The organism is [Micrococcus luteus] ATCC 49442 (assembly GCF_010367585.1).
Taxonomy (GTDB): domain Bacteria; phylum Actinomycetota; class Actinomycetes; order Actinomycetales; family Micrococcaceae; genus Arthrobacter; species Arthrobacter luteus_A.
Genome location: NZ_JAAAXP010000001.1, coordinates 473,681 through 491,062, shown reverse-complemented (window position 1 = coordinate 491,062; position 17,382 = coordinate 473,681). Strand labels below are relative to the sequence as shown.

The window sequence follows — 17,382 nt, the reverse complement described above, 5'->3', positions numbered from 1 at the left end:
AACGGCCCCGGTACGACGGGTGCCGTTGTATGAACTCCGGCAACGTGTCCGTGAGCTGTGATGCGTTTACTCCCAAAAGTCTCCGCCGCTGCGCCCCTGCGCCGCATGGTGCTGCGGTCCCGTAGCCGCGGGGCGGATGAGTCCATGAAACAATTGCCAAATGGCTGAAGACACTCAGGGTACAGACACGCCCTCCACCGCCCCTATCAACGTTCCGGATAAGCCCGCCCTTGAAGGGCTCGAAGCTGCCCTGACGCAGCGCTGGCTTGCCGAAGGGACCTACAAGTTCAACCCGGACACCACCCGGGAGCAGGTCTACTCGATCGACACTCCCCCGCCCACAGCGTCCGGCTCGCTGCACGTGGGGCACATGTTCTCCTTCACACAGACGGATGTGCTGGCCCGCTACCAGCGCATGGTCGGCAAGAACGTGTTCTACCCGATGGGCTGGGACGACAACGGTCTGCCCACCGAACGCCGTGTACAGAACTACTATGGCGTCCGGTGCGATCCCGCCATCGCCTACAACGCCGACTACCGGCCACCGGCGCAGCCTGCCAAGAACCAGCGCGATTTCGACGTCGTCTCGCGCCGGAACTTCATCGAGCTGTGTGAAGAACTGGCTGTGGAGGACGAGAAAGTCTTCGAAAGCCTGTTCCAGCAGCTCGGCCTGTCCGTGGACTGGCAGCTGACCTACCGGACCATCGATGATGCGTCCCGTGAGGTCTCCCAGCGCGCCTTCCTGGCCAATCTGGCAGCCGGCGACGCCTACATGGCCGAAGCCCCCACGCTCTGGGACGTCACGTTCCGCACCGCCGTGGCGCAGGCTGAACTCGAGGACCGCGAAGTGGCCGGCTCGTATTACCGGTACCCGTTCTTCACCGAAGACGGCGAAAAGATCTTCATCGAGACCACCCGTCCCGAACTGCTGGCCGCGTGTGCCGCGCTGGTGGCAAACCCCGACGACGAGCGCTACAAGCCGCTGTTCGGTAAGAAGGTCACGTCCCCGGTCTTCGGCGTCGAGGTTGAGGTCAAGGCCCACCCGCTGGCGAAGGCGGACAAGGGCTCGGGCATTGCCATGGTGTGTACCTTCGGTGACCTGACCGATGTCACCTGGTGGCGTGAACTCCAGCTCCCCACCCGCGCCATCGTGGGCCGCGACGGCCGGATCATCGGCGAGACCCCGGACTGGATCACCACCGGCGCCGGCCGCACCGCCTTCGAAGCCATTGCCGGCAAGACCGTCTTCAGTGCCAAGGAAACCGTGGTGGAGCTGCTGGCTGCCGAGGACCTGATCGACGGCGAGCCCAAGAAAATCATGCACCCCGTGAATTTCTACGAGAAGGGCGACAAGCCCCTCGAAGTGGTCACATCCCGCCAGTGGTACTACCGCAACGGCGGCCGCGAGGAGGACCGCCGCGAACGCCTCATCGCGCGCGGCCACGAAATCGACTTCCACCCGGCCTTTATGCGGTCCCGGTTCGAGAATTGGATCTCGGGCCTGAACGGTGACTGGCTGGTTTCCCGCCAGCGTTTCTTCGGCGTGCCCATCCCCGTCTGGTACCCGCTGGACGCCGACGGCAACCCGCAGTACGACACCCCCATCGTGCCCAAGGATGAGCAGCTGCCGGTGGATCCTGCCGCCGACGCCGCACCGGGATACGACGAGGCGCAGCGCGATGTTCCGGGTGGTTTCACCGGCGACGCCGACATCCTGGACACCTGGGCGACATCCTCCCTGACACCGCAGATTGTGGGCGGCTGGAGCCGGGACGAGGACCTCTTCGCCAAGGTGTTCCCGTTCGACCTGCGTCCCCAGGGCCACGACATCATCCGAACCTGGCTCTTCTCCTCCGTGGTCCAGGCCGACGCGCTGCAGAACGTGGCCCCGTGGAAGCATGCCGCCATCTCCGGCTGGATCCTTGACCCGGACCGGAAGAAGATGTCCAAGTCCAAGGGCAACGTGGTGGTTCCCACCGACGTGCTCGACGAATTCGGTTCCGACGCCGTCCGGTACTGGGCCACGTCAGCCAAGCTCGGCGCCGACACGGCGTACGAGATCGCGCAGATGAAGATCGGCCGCCGGCTGGCCATCAAGCTGCTGAACGCTTCCAAGTTCGTCCTGAACCTCGGTGCCACCGAAAAGTCCGTGGTCTCCACGGACCTCTCGGTCCTGACCAATCCCCTGGACCGCGCTGTGCTGGCACAGCTGGCTGATGTGGTGCGGCAATCCACCAAGGCGTTCGAGAACTATGACTACGCCCGGGCCCTGCAGATCACCGAGAGCTTCTTCTGGCAGTTCACGGACGACTATGTGGAGCTCATCAAGGACCGCGCCTACGGTGCCGCCGGCGAAGCGGAGCAGGCATCTGTCCTGGCCGCCCTCGCCACGAGCCTGGATACGCTCCTGCGACTGTTCGCCCCGTTCCTGCCCTTCGCTACCGAAGAGGTCTGGGGCTGGTGGCGTCTCGGATCCGTGCACCGCGCCGAATGGCCTGCCGCCGTTGAGGTTGACGGCGACACCACCCTGCTGGCCACCGTGGGTACCGCCCTCAGCGGCGTCCGCAAGGCGAAGTCCGAAGCGAAGGTCAAGCAGCGCACCGAGGTCCTGTCCGCCACCATCACGGCGTCGGAGTCCCTGACCACGCAGCTGAAGGCCGGGCTGGGTGACCTGAAGGCAGCCTCGAACGCCCGTGAGCTGACCCTGGTGGCAGGCGACGGCGAGTTGACGGTCAGCGACGTGGTCCTGGCGGCTCCTGAAGAGCAGCCGGCCGTCTGATCCCTGGCCGGACCTTTCCAGGTTCCCACTAAGGACACCTCAGCCTGTTTTTGGGCAAAGGGGAAGCCCCATCAGCGTTTTGCCGTTGGTGGGGCTTCGACTTTTCGGCCATCCGGTGACGACTTGATGGTCTGGCAGAATCCTTGGAATTTCAGGTCTTCCTACCACGTCACTGGTAGCTTATATCTAACTTTGCCGAAGGCTGCGTCGGATACATATCACTGAATCTTTGGTTCCTGCGTCCCGCTTCTTTCGAAGTGGGTAAGAACTATTCTGGTCCCGCCCCCGGCGAAGCGCAAGAGCCCCGAATGAACTACATCACAGTAATTCATTCGGGGCTCTTTGCTGCCCGATATTGCCAGGCGGCAGGCCGGCATCATTCGAAGGCAGGGCTTTCGCTGCGGCTGCGCTTGATCTCGAAGAAATGCGGGTAGGAGGCCAGCGCGACCGTGGCATCCCACAACTGCCCGGCCTGCTCCCCGCGCGGGATGCGCGTCAGCACAGGACCGAAGAAAGCCGTGCCGTTAAAGGCCACAACCGGCGTGCCCACATCCTGGCCGACCAGGGAGATGCCCTTTTCATGGCTGGCCCGAAGCTGGGGGTCGAACGCGTCCGAGTCAGCGGCGTCCGCCAAGTCTGCCGGCAAACCGCACTCGGCCAGCGCTTTGGTGATGACGATGCCGAAGTCCTTTTCGCCGCCGACGTGGATCAGGGTGCCCATGGCGTCGTACAGCGGCTTCACAACCTGCTCGCCGTGCTGCTCTTTGGCGGCAATGATGACCCGGACCGGGCCCCATCCGTTGTCCATCGCTTCCCGGTAGCCCGGATCAAGTTCCCGGCCCTCGTTCAGGACCGAAAGGCTCATCACGTGCCAGGCCGTCCTGATGCTGCGGACCTCCTCCACCTCGCCGATCCAGCGGGACGTGATCCAGGCGAACGGGCACAGCGGATCGAACCAGAAGTCGGCTTGGTTGGTGGTGGTTTCAGACATGGGTCAGTCCTCGGAGGTAGTCAGTATGGGGCTGGAATACGTCAGGGTCAGGCGGACTTGCGCCGTTTGGTCACGTGCGGGATCAAGGTGGGCTCGGCCTTGCTCAGCACCACATCAGCGGTGATGACCACGCTGGCAACGTCCTCGCGGCTGGGCAGGTCAAACATGACCGGCAGCAGGACTTCCTCCATGATGGCGCGCAGGCCACGGGCGCCGGTGCCGCGCTCCAATGCCTGCTCGGCGATGGCGTTGAGGGCCTCCTCGTCGAAAACGAGTTCCACGCCGTCGATCTGGAACATCTTCTGATACTGCTTGACCAGCGCGTTCTTGGGCGTGGACAGGATCTGGATGAGGGCGTCCCGGTCCAGGCTGGAGACCGTGGTGATCACGGGCAGCCGGCCGATGAATTCGGGGATCAGGCCGAATTTCAGAAGGTCTTCGGGCATCACCTCGCCATAGGAATCCACCTTGTTGCTGGCATCGTTGAGCGGGGCGCCAAAGCCGATGCCCTTACGCCCGGAGCGCGAGCCGATGATCTCTTCCAGGCCGGCAAAGGCGCCGGCCACGATGAAGAGGACATTGGTGGTGTCAATCTGGATGAATTCCTGGTGGGGGTGCTTGCGTCCGCCCTGCGGCGGGACCGAGGCAACTGTTCCTTCGAGGATCTTCAGCAGGGCCTGCTGGACGCCTTCACCGGAGACATCCCGGGTGATGGACGGGTTCTCGCTCTTGCGCGAAATCTTGTCGATTTCGTCGATGTAAATGATGCCCTGCTCGGCCTTCTTGACATCGTAATCCGCTGCCTGAATCAGCTTCAGGAGGATGTTCTCGACGTCTTCGCCCACGTAGCCGGCCTCGGTCAGCGCGGTGGCATCAGCAACGGCGAACGGAACGTTAAGCCGCCGCGCCAGGGTCTGGGCGAGGTAGGTTTTTCCGCAGCCCGTGGGGCCGATCAGCAGGATGTTGGACTTGGCGATCTCGACGTCGTCGTGGTGGCCGCCGTCGGCGAGGCTGCCGCTCTTCGGCGCGTGACCGGCCTGGATCCGTTTGTAATGGTTGTAGACGGCGACGGCGAGGGACCGCTTGGCAGGTTCCTGGCCGATGACGTATTCCTGCAGGAAGTCAAAGATTTCGCGGGGCTTGGGCAGTTCGAAGCTTCCCAGATCGGCGACTTCGGCGAGTTCTTCCTCAATGATCTCGTTGCAGAGCTCAATGCATTCGTCGCAGATGTAGACACCGGGCCCGGCTATAAGCTTCCGCACCTGCTTCTGGCTCTTTCCGCAGAAAGAACACTTCAGCAGATCCGTGCTCTCGCCAATCCGAGCCATATGTGAACCCCTTTAGTATCTTGCTGCCAGGCAGCTGTGCACCGTTGCTGGAATCGTGGCGGGCCTGGGAGGACCGGCCGTGACACCTTCCACTCTAGGTCACAATTGCCCGCAAGGGTGGAAAGCGAAGGCCGGTGCGGCCCAATTTACTGGACCGCACCGGCCGTTGAAGAGCCTTGTTACCGGGTGATGGCCTGGGGCTTCATCTTGCGGGAATCAAGCACCTGGTCAATGAGGCCGTAATCGAGGGCCTCGGCGGCGGTCAGGATCTTGTCGCGCTCGATGTCGTTGTTGACCTGCTCCGGAGTGCGGCCCGAGTGGTGGGCCAGCGTGTCCTCAAGCCATGCGCGCATCCGCATGACTTCCGCAGCCTGGATCTCAAGGTCCGAGGCCTGGCCGCCCTGGCCGCCGGACAGGGCCGGCTGGTGAATCAGCACACGGGCGTTGGGCAGGGCCAAGCGCTTGCCGGGCGTGCCCGCTGCGAGGATCACGGCGGCAGCGCTGGCGGCCTGGCCAAGGCAGACGGTCTGGATCTCGGGCCGGATGTACGTCATGGTGTCGTAGATCGCGGTCATAGCGGTGAAGGAGCCGCCCGGGGAGTTGATGTAGAGCGTGATGTCGCGGTCCGGGTCCGTGGACTCGAGAACCAGCAGCTGTGCCATCACGTCGTCGGCCGAGGCGTCGTCGATCTGGACACCGAGGAAGATGATGCGGTCCTCGAACAGTTTGGTGTACGGGTCCTGGCGCTTGAAGCCATACGGCGTGCGCTCTTCGAACTGGGGAAGTACGTAGCGGCTGGTCGGAAGGTTACCGGCAGTCGATCCGAAGTTGTAAGTCATTTTTGTTGCTCCTGATCTGAAAAGTTCGAAAGTGCCGGGTTACTTCTCGGTTGCCGGCTCGCCGGAGGTGCCGTTGGCAGTGCCGCCGCCACCGGAGACGGAACCGGCATGCGCCGCGATCTTGTCGAAGAAGCCGTATTCGAGGGCTTCGGTGGCGGTGAACCACTTGTCGCGGTCGTTGTCCTTAAGGATGGTTTCCACGCTCTGTCCGGTCTGGTCCGCCGTCAGTTCCGCCATGACCTTCTTCATGTGCAGGATCAGCTCGGCCTGGATCTTGATGTCCGAGGCCGTGCCGCCGATGCCGCCGGAGGGCTGGTGCATCAGGACGCGGGCGTTGGGGGTGGCGTAGCGCTTGCCCTTGGTTCCGGACGAGAGCAGGAACTGGCCCATGGAAGCTGCCAGGCCGGTGGCAACGGTAACGACGTCGTTCGGGATGAACTGCATGGTGTCGTAGATGGCCATGCCTGCGGTCACGGAGCCGCCGGGAGAGTTGATGTAAAGGTAGATGTCCTTTTCCGGGTTCTCGGCCGAGAGGAGCAGCAGCTGGGAGCAGATGGCGTTCGCATTGTCGTCACGCACCTCGGAGCCCAGCCAGATGATCCGCTCCTTGAGGAGGCGGTTGTAGATGTAGTTGTCCTGGGCCGCCGGATCGACAGTCGCCATCCGGGGGGTCTCTGCGTGCTGTGACATGTGTACTTACCTCTCGCTGGTGACGGTGACATCACTGAACTTCACTACTTGGACACTAACCGGTTTGATCGCCGATTTGTTCGCCGGAATCGCGCTGTTCGCTGACGGCGCACGATGCTGTGGCGGCGCGTCCTGCCCGAGTGATGCAGGGCCAATAACGAAGGCAGCCCCCGGACCGGTAGGTCCAGGGGCTGCCTTCACTCGCACTGTCCGGGGCGTGCTAGAACTTCACGGCTGCCGGGTCGTCACTCGGGGTGGCTTCAGTCTCTGCGGTCGCCTCTTCAGCGGCCTCTTCCTCAACGGCCGGAGCTTCTTCTTCGCCGCCGGGGCGGACGAAGTCGCTGAGGTCAACGGCCTTGCCGTCGGTGTCGGTCACAGTGGCCTGGCCGAGAACTACGGCCAGCGCCTTACGGCGGCGGACCTCGGAAACCATCATGGGGACCTGGCCGCTCTGATCGATGATCTGGGCGAACTGGTTCGGATCCATGCCGTACTGGCTGGCGGTGGAGACGATGTAGTCGATCAGCTCGTTCTGGCTGACGTTGACTTCTTCCTTTTCGGCGATGGCGTCGAGGATGATTTCGTTCTGGAAGGCGCGGGCGGTGTTGGCCTTGACCTCTTCGCGGTGCTCCTCGGTGTCGTGCTCGCCTTCACCGTGGCCGTTGCCCTCCTTGAAGTGGGCTTCGAGCTGCTCTTCAACCACAGAGTCCGGAACGGGAACCTCAACGAGCTCAACGAGCTTGTCCAGCACCTTGTCGCGGGCCTCTACGCCCTGCTCAACAACCTTGGAGTCTGCAGCCTGCTTGGCCAGGTCTTCGCGGAGTTCGGCCAGGGTGTCGAACTCGGACGCCAGCTGGGCGAAGTCGTCGTTGGCCTCGGGCAGCTCGCGCTCCTTGACGGCCTTGAGGACAACCTTGACCTGGGCGGACTCGCCGGCGTGGTCGCCACCCACCAGGGTGGTGTCGAAGATTGCATCTTCGTCGACGCTGAGGCCGGTAACGGCTTCGTCCAGGCCCTCGAGCATGGTGCCTGCGCCCACCTGGTAGGAAAGGCCGGACGCGGAGTCAACGTCGGCGCCGTCGATGGTGGCCGTGATGTCGATGGTCAGGAAGTCGCCATCGGCAGCCGGGCGGTCCACGGACTTGAGCGTGCCGAAGCGGCCGCGCAGTTCGTCCAGGGCATTGTCAACGTCTTCGTCGGAGGACTCGGCAGCGGCAACCTCAACCTTGATGCCGGCGTAGTCCGGGAGTTCGATCTCCGGACGGACATCAACCTCGGCGTGGAACTTCAGTTCCCCGTCCGTGGAGGTGGGGTCCGGAACTTCGGTGATCTCAACCTCGGGGCGGCTCAGGGGGCGGATGCCGGATTCCTGGACTGCTGCCTGGTACCAGCCATTGAGGCCTTCGTTGATGGCCGTCTCCAGGACGTAGCCGCGGCCGACCCGCTGATCGATCAGCTTGGACGGCACCTTGCCCTTACGGAAGCCAGGGACCTGGATCTGCGAAGCAACAGTCTTGTATGCCTCGTCGATGCTGGGCTTCAATTCCTCAAAAGGGACCTCAACATTGAGCTTGACCCGCGTGGGGGTGAGGTTCTCGACAGCGCTCTTCACGGTCTAAGTACTCCTGGGTTTGTGGGAATGGGTATCTGCAACGCATTTCTGCCCAGACCGCGTAGACGGTCCAGGCCGCAGAGTCGGGGTGACAGGATTTGAACCTGCGACTTCCTGCTCCCAAAGCAGGTGCTCTAGCCAAGCTGAGCTACACCCCGTAAGTGCACAGGCAAGTCTACGGTGATTCCGGCCCTGAATGCACATTTGACACGTGGGGCATGAATTAGGTTTAGTTGTATCCGGCTTCAACAGCCAGCCCGAAGAAACGCAGACAGCCCGGAAATACGGCTAAGCTGGACTTCTCCGGGGACGTAGCTTAATGGTAAAGCCTCAGTCTTCCAAACTGATTACGCGGGTTCGATTCCCGTCGTCCCCTCCATAGCGATATCAACAGGCAAAAAGCAGGGCCCCTCGCGAGGGGCCCTGCTTTTGTGTCACCGCCTTGCATCACCGGCGCCTACTGCTGGCAGACCGGGCACCAGTAAAGCTTGCGTCCCACCAGTTCCGTGATAGCCACCGGCGCCTCGCAGACCCGGCAGGGAAGCCCTTCGCGCTTATAGACGTAATGGGCGTCCTCACCGGAGGGAAGCGCGGCTCCTTCCGCCCAATATGCAGCCGGGGTGGTGATGATCCGCCCGTCACGAACGCCGTCGGCCATCAGCGCTGCGGTATCGTCCCACAACAGTCCGGCAGCTCCCGCCTGCAGGGCGTTGCCTGGCAGCCACGGATCCAGCCGCTGCCGAAAGAGCACTTCAGCGCGGTAGACGTTCCCGACGCCGGCGATCACCTTCTGGTCCATCAGCAGGGCTGCGATGGGCGTCTTGCGGGTCAGCATGCCTGTCACAAAGCGGGACCTGGCCTCGGGCTGGTTCCGCAGCGGGTCAGGTCCAAGCCTGGCCAGGACGGCGAGCGCCTCGGCCTCAGTAATGGCGGCGCAGGTGGTGGCACCGCGCAGGTCAGCCCAGCCGTGCCCGCTGACAAGCCGGACGCGGACGGCGCCACGGGGTTCGGGCGGACCGGCGTACTCGGCGCTCCCGCCGTCGTCGAAGACCTCCCGCTCTCCGATCTTCCGCGGCGCGCCGATGCTGGACGCCCCCAGGAACGTGGCATCGCCGCCGAAGTCCCAGGCACCGTAGAGCCCCAGGTGGACGTGCAGCACCACCGCGTGGTCAAAGTGCAGGAAGAGGTGCTTGCCGTGGGCGCGGGAGTGCGTCAGCACGTAGCCGTCCAGCAGGGCAGCGCCGGCGGTAAACCGGCCCTGCGGACTGCTGACAGAGAGTGCTTCGCCGGTAAAAACATCGCCGAACTGCTGCGCGAGGCGACGGACCGAGTGGCCCTCGGGCACTACTCCACAACCTCGCCGGTTGCTTCGTAGGCAGCGATCTTGCCGATCCGGCGGACGTGGCGTTCGTCGTTGCTGAACGGCTCGGTGAGGAAGGCTTCGATCAGTTCCGTGGCTTCCTCGACCGTGTGCTGGCGTCCGCCCACGGCCACCACATTGGCGTCGTTGTGTTCACGTGCCAGCGTGGCCGTGGAGTGGTTCCAGGCGAGGGCTGCACGGACACCCTTGACCTTGTTGGCGGCAATCTGTTCTCCGTTGCCTGAGCCGCCCAGGACGATCCCTAGCGCATGGACGCCTGCCTGCTGGTCTGCCACCACCGCGAGCGCCGCGTTGATGCAGAAGGAAGGGTAGTCATCCTGTGCGTCGTATTCCTTGGGGCCGTGGTCCACCACGTCGTAGCCTTTGGCCGTGAGGTGGTGGACCAGGTGGGCGCTGAGCTCCATGCCTGCGTGGTCGGTGGCGATGTGGACCCGCGGGAAGGCAGGGGAAGAAGTCACAGCAGTATCCGTTCGTTTCGGCGCCGGGGCCAGCGGGGGCTGGGTCAGGCCAGGGTCAGATCAACACGGACAAGGTTACTAGGACTCAGGCTCCGCGGCACCCGCGCCGGGACCGCCGCCGCGCGCCCTGGCCGCGACGCGCGTCAGCACTTCTGCCAGCCGGGCCGCCGTCGCAGGACTTCCGCCGCTGACCGCCACGTTGTGTCCGTCCGTTTTGCGGACGACGACGGCGGGACCGCTGCTGACAAGCATCGCGGCGGTGCCGGCGTGGTTCCGGTAGCCCCAGCCGCCGTAGTCGGCGGCGCGGACCTCCGCGGCACTGGCGGCCGAAATCGCGGCGGCGGGGACATCCATGACCGGCAGCACGCCGGCCACCAGCACGCGCAGGCCCCGGCGGTCCGCCTTGATCCGTGCGAAGAGGAAGGCAGCCGCCACCACGGCACAGACCGCCACTAGGGCGCCAAGCCAAGGCAGCGCCACGGCAATCAGCGCGGCAGGAAAGAGGCTGGCCACAGCGATCATCACAAACACAGAGCTCCGGGCGTGCACCCAGAGGCGGTAGGTGTCCCCCGCCAGGTCGGGATCCAGCTCGCGCGCCAAGGCAAGCTGGAGGGCTCGGTCATCCTCCGGCGACCACTGGTTGTCGGCCTTGAAGACAAATCCCATGATGACTCCGAGCGACACCGCCGCGCCGCTGCCAAGCGCAAGGACGATCATGTCCACATGGGACTCGCGGGCATCGGCAAGCCCGGTCTGGCCTACCAGTCCCGCGGCGAGGACAGCGGTGATGAACAGGCTCAGGAACAGTCCGGTCCCCATCATGATCCGCCGCATGACCGCAGGCCGGGACACGGGCACGGCCTGGGACAACACCAGCCACCCGGCGGCGACGATCAATGCCGCCCCGCCCCACGCGTACGCGCCGAACGGCGCAAAGTAGGCGCCGCCGTCGGCCGTCCAGCCAATGGCCACGGGGTCCGGAAGGTCGGCACGCAGCAAAAAAGCACAAAACACAAAGGCACCGGCAAGAAGCACCGGAAACCCCACCGCAAAGCGCAACGACTTGGCATCCACCGAATCCCGGAACTTACCCATGCATTAACGCTACTCCCGCCGGCGGCCGTGACAGAATGACTTCACTTGTGCCGGCGCAGGTCACCGCCCGCCGGCAACCGAACCCTTCTGGAGGCCCCACTTGCCAGGTATGAACCTGACTCGCGCCGAAGCCCGCGAGCGTGCCGAACTCATCAACGTTGACTCCTACGATGTCGTCCTGGACCTCACCCGGGGCGGGAAAGTCTTCGGGACCACCACCACGGTGAAGTTCACGGCAGTAACCGGTTCCTCCACATTCATCGACGCCGTGACGGACACCGTGCACAGCGTCACCCTCAACGGCCGCACGCTGGACCCCGCCTCCGTCTCCGACGGCGTCCGCATCCAGCTGCCGGATTTGGCAGAGTCCAACGAGCTCACGGTGGTGGCCGACGCGCCGTACATGAACACCGGTGAGGGACTCCACCGGTTCGTCGATCCGGTGGACAACGAGGTGTACCTCTACACCCAGTTCGAGGTGCCCGATTCCCGGCGGATGTTCGCGGTTTTTGAACAGCCCGACCTCAAAGGCACGTTCGCCTTCACCGTCACGGCGCCGGCGCACTGGGACGTCATCTCCAACTCCCCCACGCCGGCGCCTGTTGAAACCGCGCCGGGAGACGCCGGCGCCCGCTCGGTCTGGACGTTCGCCCCCACCCCGCGGCTCTCTTCCTACGTCACGGCACTCATCGCAGGCCCGTACCAATCGGTTCGCAGCGAAGTTCACAGCTCTGACGGCCGCGTCATCCCGCTGGGCGTCTTCGCACGGAAATCCCTGATGCAGTACCTGGATGCGGACAACATCTTTGACCTGACCCGGCAGGGCTTCGAATTCTTTGAGGCCCGGTTCGGCTGTGCGTACCCGTTCGAGAAGTACGATCAGCTGTTTGTGCCCGAATTCAATGCCGGCGCCATGGAGAATGCGGGCGCCGTGACCATCCTGGAAGGCTACGTTTTCCGCAGCAAGGTCACCGGAGCGCAGATCGAGCGCCGGGCCATCACCGTGCTGCACGAACTCGCCCATATGTGGTTCGGCGACCTCGTGACCATGCGCTGGTGGAACGACCTCTGGCTCAATGAGTCCTTCGCGGAATACATGTCCCACCTCGCCGCGGTGGAGAACACGGCCTTCACCAGCGCGTGGACCACTTTCGCTTCCGTGGAAAAATCCTGGGCCTACCGCCAGGACCAGCTGCCCACGACCCACCCGATCTTCGCCGAGATCAACGATCTCCAGGACGTGGAGGTCAACTTCGACGGCATCACCTACGCCAAGGGCGCCTCGGTGCTCCGCCAGCTGGTGGCCTGGGTAGGCCCGGAACAGTTTATGGCCGGCGTCCGCGAATACTTTGCCAAGCACGCCTGGCAGAACACCGAACTCAGCGACCTCATGATGGAACTCGAAAAGGCCAGCGGCCGCGATCTTGATCACTGGGGCCGGCTCTGGCTGGAGACGGCCGGGGTCAACACCCTTACGCCGGAACTCGAGGTGGACGCCGACGGTACCCTGACCGCCTTCAGCATCGTCCAGTCCGCCGTGGACGAATGGCCCACCATCCGTCCGCACCGCCTCGCCGTCGGTTTCTACAACCTGAACGGCGCAGGCAAGCTCGAACGCGTACACCGTGAGGAGCTCGACGTCGACGGCGAGCGCACCGAGGTGCCTGCCCTCGTGGGAATGGCACAGCCGGACCTGATCCTGGTCAATGATGACGACCTTGCCTATGCAAAGGTCAGGCTGGACGAGAAGTCCCTGGCCACGGCCACAGCGCACCTGAAGGACTTCAGCCAGAGCCTGCCCCGGACCCTGGTGTGGAACTCCGCCTGGGACGCGGCGCGCGACGGCGAGACCCCCGCCCGCCGCTATGTGGAACTGATCCTGGCCAACGTCGCTGCCGAATCGGATTCCTCCGTGATCCTGGTCCAGCTGCGCCAGCTGGCCACCACCCTGAACTTCTACGTTGCCGAGGAACACCGGAAAGCCACCACGGTTGCCGCTGCGGACACCCTGTGGGACCTCGCCAGCGCGGCGCCGGGCGGCTCGGATGCCCAGCTGCAGTTCGTGAAGTCTTTTGCCCTGCTGACTTCCAGTGGAGCCCAGCTAGACACCGTGGCCGGCCTGTACGACGGATCGGCTGCGCTGGCCGGGCTGGCCGTGGACCAGGACTTGCGCTGGGAACTGCTCGCGTCACTCGTGGCGGGCGGCAGGCTGGGACAGGAACAAATCAACGCGGAACTCGAACGGGACAACACGGCCAGCGGACAGAACGCTGCCGCGCTGGCCCGGGCCGCGCTGCCCACGCCCGAGGCCAAGGCTGCCGCGTGGGAATCGATTGTGGTCACAGGGGAGCTTTCCAATGCACTGCAGGGTTCGGCAGTGACGGGCTTTATGCGGGTGCTGGACCGGACGCTCCTGGAGCCCTACGCGGAAAAGTATTTCGAGGCCGTTCCCGGGATCGTGGCCAACCGCACGCACGCACTCGCCCAGCAGATCGTCGTCGGGCTCTACCCGGCACTGCTGACAACGCAGGCAACCGTGGACCGGACGGACCGTTTCCTGGCCGGACTCCCGGCGGACAGCTCCGCGCTGCGGCGGATGATGCTGGAAAACCGCGACGGCGTGGCGCGGGCGCTGCGGGCACGCGCGGCGGACGTCCTCCCGGGTGGGGCCTAGGCTAGTGGCATGGGACTGAGCGAGCACCACTACGCGCTGACGGTACGGTGGACCGGAAATCTTGGCGACGGGACAACGTCGTACCGCGGCTACTCGCGGGAGCATGACATCGTGATCCCCGGGCTGCCCGTCCTCAAGGGGTCCGCCGATCCGACGTTCCACGGGGACCGCGAACGCTACAACCCGGAGCAGCTGCTCCTGGCCGCGCTCGCCCAGTGCCACATGCTGTCCTTCCTGCACGTGGCTGTCCGGCACGGCGTGGTGGTCACCGACTACCGCGACGACGCCTCGGGCCAGCTGCGCCTGAACGGGGATGGCAGCGGCCAGTTCGAGTCGGTCACCCTGAACCCGCAGGTGACCGTGGCGGATCCGGCGCACGTGGCCCTTGCGGAGCAGATGCACCGCGAAGCCAATCAGGTCTGTTTCATCGCCCGGAGCGTCAATTTCCCGGTGCGGCATTCCCCGGTGACGGTGGCAGGATAGGCACCCCAACTAGGTAGCGCTAACCGTCGTTTTGAAGGTCCAAAACGACAGTTAGCGCTACCCAGTTTCGCCTGTTTGGGGGTCAGCGGCCTAGGAGCTCCTCAGCCAGCCTGGCCTCCGTTGCGGGCGTGAGACCGGCCTTCCGGTGGCGGCCGAGGCCTTGGCGGCGCTCGTCCGCCAGGGTGTCCGCCAGCGTCTCCTGCCACGGCCTCGTCTGCAGGCCCGCAGCGCGCGCCGCCTGGTTGCTGCGCGAGCAGAACCCGTCGTAGCCGCGCGGCAGCCAGAGCGGCAGCGAATCAGGCCCGGACCAGTAGTCGACGCCGTGCCCCGCCAGCCAGTCTTCTGACGCGCGCAGCACGTCGCCCCGGTAGCCGGCAGCCCTTTGCGATTCCTCGATGTAGGCGCCGAACGGCACCTTGTCCCCTACCGCGTTCAGCACTCCGGTCACACCTATCGCCGCTGCGGTCAGGATCCATTCCGCCAGGTCCCGGACGTCGATGACCTGGGTGGCATGGCCGGCTATGCCAGGGACGACGGCGGGCCGGTTGTCCCGCGCGAACCTTGCCGGCCAGTAACCGTAACGGTCGGTTCCGTCGCCTGGACCGCCGATCAGGCCCGGGCGGCAGATGTGGACCTTGCCTGCGGCCAGCCTCACGGTTTCCTGCTCGATGGCGGCCTTGGACTCCCCGTAGGTTTCGGGCGTGGACTCAGTTCCGCGCGGCAGCGGCGGCAGAAGTTCGGCCTCTTCCGTTGCGTCCGGCGTTGAATGGTTTGCGTAAACGGAGCAGCTGGACACAAAGGTCCAATGCCCGGTCCGGTCAGCAAGGGCCTCCAGGGCATCCGCTGCCGGCGCCGGATCACGGGCCACATCGATGACCGCATCCCAGTCTCGTGCCACGCCGGCGTAACTGTCCGCGCCACGGGAACGGTCCGCTTTCACCCAGTTGACCCCGGCCGGCGGCTCCGCTGCCGAACCCCGGGCCAGGCAAGATACCTGATGACCTGCGGCGACTGCCTGCCGGGCAATTTCCGCGGAGAGGAAGGCGGTGCCGCCGAGTATCAGGATGCGCATGGGTCCACGGTACGACGCTAGGGTTAAGGGAGGACAGAGCCTTAAGCGCCGGGCGAACCGCGCGCAGGCCTTCGTTATCCCCGGCCGCCGCCGGAAACCCCAAGGAGTCTCACCCTTTATGTTCAGCATGATGTCGATTGCCCCCTCCCTCACCGCCGATCCCGACGGTGTCAGCGTCGCGGGCATCGCGATCAGTCTCGGTGTCGGTGTCACCATCTGGCTGGTGGCGACGTTCCTGATTTCCCGGATCAGCAAGCGGGTCGCGTCGGGCAGCAACTTCTTCAAGAAAGCGCATTTCAAATGGGTTGCCCCGGCCATCCGGGCATTGGACCACGAGCGGCGCGTGCAGCGGGCCGAAACCATCGGTTCGCTGCTCAACAGCATCGTGGGCGTCCTTGTGGCCGTCATTACCACCATGTACGTCCTGCAAAACCTGGACATCAACATCGCACCCCTGCTGACCAGCGTCGGCATCCTGGGTGTGGCCATCGGTTTTGGCGCCCAGCAGCTGATCCGCGACTTCCTCGCCGGCATCTTCATCACCATCGAAGACCAGTACGGAATCGGCGATGTCATTGAAACCAGCGAGGTAGTGGGCGTCGTGGAATCCATGGGGCTGCGCATCACCCGGGTCCGCTCCGAGGACGGCGCCATCTGGTACCTCCGCAATGGCGAGATCCTGCGCGTGGGCAACCGGTCGCAGGGAAACTTTGTACCCGTCCCGGATACCCCGGTTAGCGGTCCTGACGCTGCGCTGCACCAGCCTGCCACGGAGGCCAATAAGAGTGCCCAGAAAGCTGGAGAATAGAGCCATGACAATGCCCATCGAGCCGCAGAGGCCACGCCAGCTCATGCAGAACGATCCCTTCAGCCAGCCCGGCTATACGGACAACTTCTACGACGCCGTGGGCGGGCACGAGACCTTCGTCAAACTGATCGATGTGTTTTACGACGGCGTCGCGACCGATCCGCTGCTGCGCCCGATGTACCCGGAGGAAGATCTCGCCCCCGCCAAACGCCGCTTCCTGATGTTCCTGGAACAGTATTGGGGCGGGCCCACAACCTATGGGGAAGAACGCGGCCACCCGCGCCTGAGGATGCGGCACATGCCGTTCCGGGTCACACCCGAGGCCAAGGAGCGCTGGCTGTTCCACATGAGGACGGCCGTGGACTCCCTGGCCTTGCCGCCCCTGCATGAGGGAACCCTGTGGGATTACATGGAACGCGCCGCACTGTCCATGGTGAACAGCCCCTCGGAAGCCTAGAGTCCGCTGCCGCTTCGCACGAGTACGTGCCCGCGCGGGCCGCTGAGACGGTACCACCGGCCCGCCCTGTAGAGCACCTGCTCACCGTCAGCCAGGAAGCCCAGCGTCAGGGCCGCGAAAGCTGCCCCGGCCGGGAGCCCGTCGTCATTCAAGGGGCGCCCCCACACAGCGGCGCGGGCGTTATTAACGATCAGCGCCCCCGGCTGCGCGGGCACAATTCCGGCAACTTCGGTAATGCCGGCTTCGGCCGCCCGCCGCAGTTCGGCGTCCGGGAGCGTGTCCACAAGCTCCCAGCCCGTCCGCGGCGCGCCGACACCCGTCCACGATTCGGTGACGGTGGACGGCGGAACCGGCAGCTCGACGTCGTCCTCTCCTGCCCTGGCCAGCCGGTCAAGGACGGCTGACAGCGAAACAGTGACATCAATCATGGACGGTTCGGCCAGCCCGATGGTTCGAAGTCCCAGGATGGTGGGGGTGGACTCGCCCAGCAGCCGCGGCCGAAGGACACACACGTACGCCGCCAGAACGGAGCCGGAAGCCTGGAGCCGGATGGCGCCGTCGTCGACGGTTTTGGCGCGCGTGGCGAACGTGCGCAGGTCGGCGAGATCGCGTGGATCTGCGAAGCGGAAGGACTCGGTGAGTAGATCAGACACACTATGAACACTACCGGCTGCGCCTCGGTTGAGCGGTGCCGGGGCGCCGTCTAGAGTCGAAC

Annotated in this window: 15 protein-coding genes and 2 tRNA genes; 6 read left to right on the top strand and 11 right to left on the bottom strand. The window is 64.8% G+C overall.

The features are described 5' to 3' along the window. The first annotated feature begins 160 nt into the window (after positions 1–160). Positions 161–2,779: a valine--tRNA ligase gene (gene valS / locus GUV69_RS02280; RefSeq protein WP_164199349.1), complete on the top strand. Its 2,619-nt coding sequence runs from the start codon at positions 161–163 to the stop codon at positions 2,777–2,779. A 376-nt stretch (positions 2,780–3,155) separates the two neighbouring features. Here valS and GUV69_RS02275 read toward each other — a convergent pair whose 3' ends face one another. From GUV69_RS02275 to GUV69_RS02250, 6 genes are all read right to left on the bottom strand, one after another. After that, positions 3,156–3,770: a mycothiol-dependent nitroreductase Rv2466c family protein gene (locus GUV69_RS02275; RefSeq protein WP_164199347.1), complete on the bottom strand. Its 615-nt coding sequence runs from the start codon at positions 3,768–3,770 to the stop codon at positions 3,156–3,158. A 47-nt stretch (positions 3,771–3,817) separates the two neighbouring features. Beyond that, the gene (gene clpX, locus GUV69_RS02270) at positions 3,818–5,098 is read right to left on the bottom strand and encodes an ATP-dependent Clp protease ATP-binding subunit ClpX (protein WP_164199345.1); all 1,281 of its coding nucleotides are present in this window, start codon (positions 5,096–5,098) and stop codon (positions 3,818–3,820) included. A 179-nt stretch (positions 5,099–5,277) separates the two neighbouring features. Next, positions 5,278–5,937: an ATP-dependent Clp protease proteolytic subunit gene (locus GUV69_RS02265; RefSeq protein WP_056340578.1), complete on the bottom strand. Its 660-nt coding sequence runs from the start codon at positions 5,935–5,937 to the stop codon at positions 5,278–5,280. 39 nt (positions 5,938–5,976) lie between these two features. Then, positions 5,977–6,600, bottom strand: a complete 624-nt coding sequence (locus GUV69_RS02260) for an ATP-dependent Clp protease proteolytic subunit (RefSeq protein WP_164206140.1) — start codon at positions 6,598–6,600, stop codon at positions 5,977–5,979. Positions 6,601–6,847: 247 nt separating this feature from the next. Beyond that, positions 6,848–8,239 (bottom strand): trigger factor, encoded by a 1,392-nt coding sequence (gene tig / locus GUV69_RS02255; RefSeq protein ID WP_164199343.1) that lies wholly within the window; start codon positions 8,237–8,239, stop codon positions 6,848–6,850. 83 nt (positions 8,240–8,322) lie between these two features. Further along, positions 8,323–8,397: transfer RNA gene (locus tag GUV69_RS02250), tRNA-Pro, on the bottom strand. A gap of 147 nt (positions 8,398–8,544) precedes the next feature. Here GUV69_RS02250 and GUV69_RS02245 point away from each other — a divergent pair. Beyond that, positions 8,545–8,618: transfer RNA gene (locus GUV69_RS02245), tRNA-Gly, on the top strand. A gap of 78 nt (positions 8,619–8,696) precedes the next feature. Here GUV69_RS02245 and GUV69_RS02240 read toward each other — a convergent pair. The 3 genes from GUV69_RS02240 to GUV69_RS02230 form a co-directional block, all read right to left on the bottom strand. After that, positions 8,697–9,584, bottom strand: coding sequence for an Fpg/Nei family DNA glycosylase (locus GUV69_RS02240; protein ID WP_164199341.1), 888 nt, complete (start codon positions 9,582–9,584; stop codon positions 8,697–8,699). Beyond that, the gene (locus GUV69_RS02235) at positions 9,584–10,078 is read right to left on the bottom strand and encodes a ribose-5-phosphate isomerase (RefSeq protein WP_164199339.1); all 495 of its coding nucleotides are present in this window, start codon (positions 10,076–10,078) and stop codon (positions 9,584–9,586) included. Before GUV69_RS02235 ends, GUV69_RS02240 begins: the two co-directional genes overlap by 1 nt. 78 nt (positions 10,079–10,156) lie before the next feature. Then, positions 10,157–11,173, bottom strand: coding sequence for a hypothetical protein (locus GUV69_RS02230; protein ID WP_164199337.1), 1,017 nt, complete (start codon positions 11,171–11,173; stop codon positions 10,157–10,159). Between the two features lie 109 nt (positions 11,174–11,282). On the opposite strand from GUV69_RS02230, the gene pepN reads away from it, so the two are divergent. Continuing rightward, positions 11,283–13,847 (top strand): aminopeptidase N, encoded by a 2,565-nt coding sequence (pepN, locus tag GUV69_RS02225; protein WP_164199335.1) that lies wholly within the window; start codon positions 11,283–11,285, stop codon positions 13,845–13,847. Positions 13,848–13,856: 9 nt separating this feature from the next. Beyond that, positions 13,857–14,330 (top strand): OsmC family protein, encoded by a 474-nt coding sequence (locus GUV69_RS02220; RefSeq protein WP_164199333.1) that lies wholly within the window; start codon positions 13,857–13,859, stop codon positions 14,328–14,330. 82 nt (positions 14,331–14,412) lie between these two features. Here the strand turns inward: GUV69_RS02220 and GUV69_RS02215 are convergent, their stop codons facing one another. Next, positions 14,413–15,402 carry an NAD-dependent epimerase/dehydratase family protein gene (locus GUV69_RS02215; RefSeq protein WP_164199331.1) on the bottom strand — a complete coding sequence of 330 codons (990 nt, stop codon included), beginning with the start codon at positions 15,400–15,402 and terminating at the stop codon, positions 14,413–14,415. Positions 15,403–15,520: 118 nt separating this feature from the next. Between GUV69_RS02215 and GUV69_RS02210 the strand changes: the two genes are divergently transcribed. After that, entirely contained in the window at positions 15,521–16,210 is a 690-nt protein-coding gene (locus GUV69_RS02210) for a mechanosensitive ion channel family protein (RefSeq protein WP_164199329.1), read from the top strand. A gap of 4 nt (positions 16,211–16,214) precedes the next feature. Further along, positions 16,215–16,667, top strand: a complete 453-nt coding sequence (locus tag GUV69_RS02205; protein ID WP_164199327.1) for a globin — start codon at positions 16,215–16,217, stop codon at positions 16,665–16,667. On the opposite strand, the gene GUV69_RS02200 is transcribed toward GUV69_RS02205, so the two are convergent. Continuing rightward, complete coding sequence (locus tag GUV69_RS02200; protein WP_164199325.1) at positions 16,664–17,320, bottom strand: DUF8185 domain-containing protein; 657 nt, start codon at positions 17,318–17,320, stop codon at positions 16,664–16,666. The two genes, GUV69_RS02205 and GUV69_RS02200, sit on opposite strands and share 4 nt — an antisense overlap. Positions 17,321–17,382: the final 62 nt, after the last annotated feature.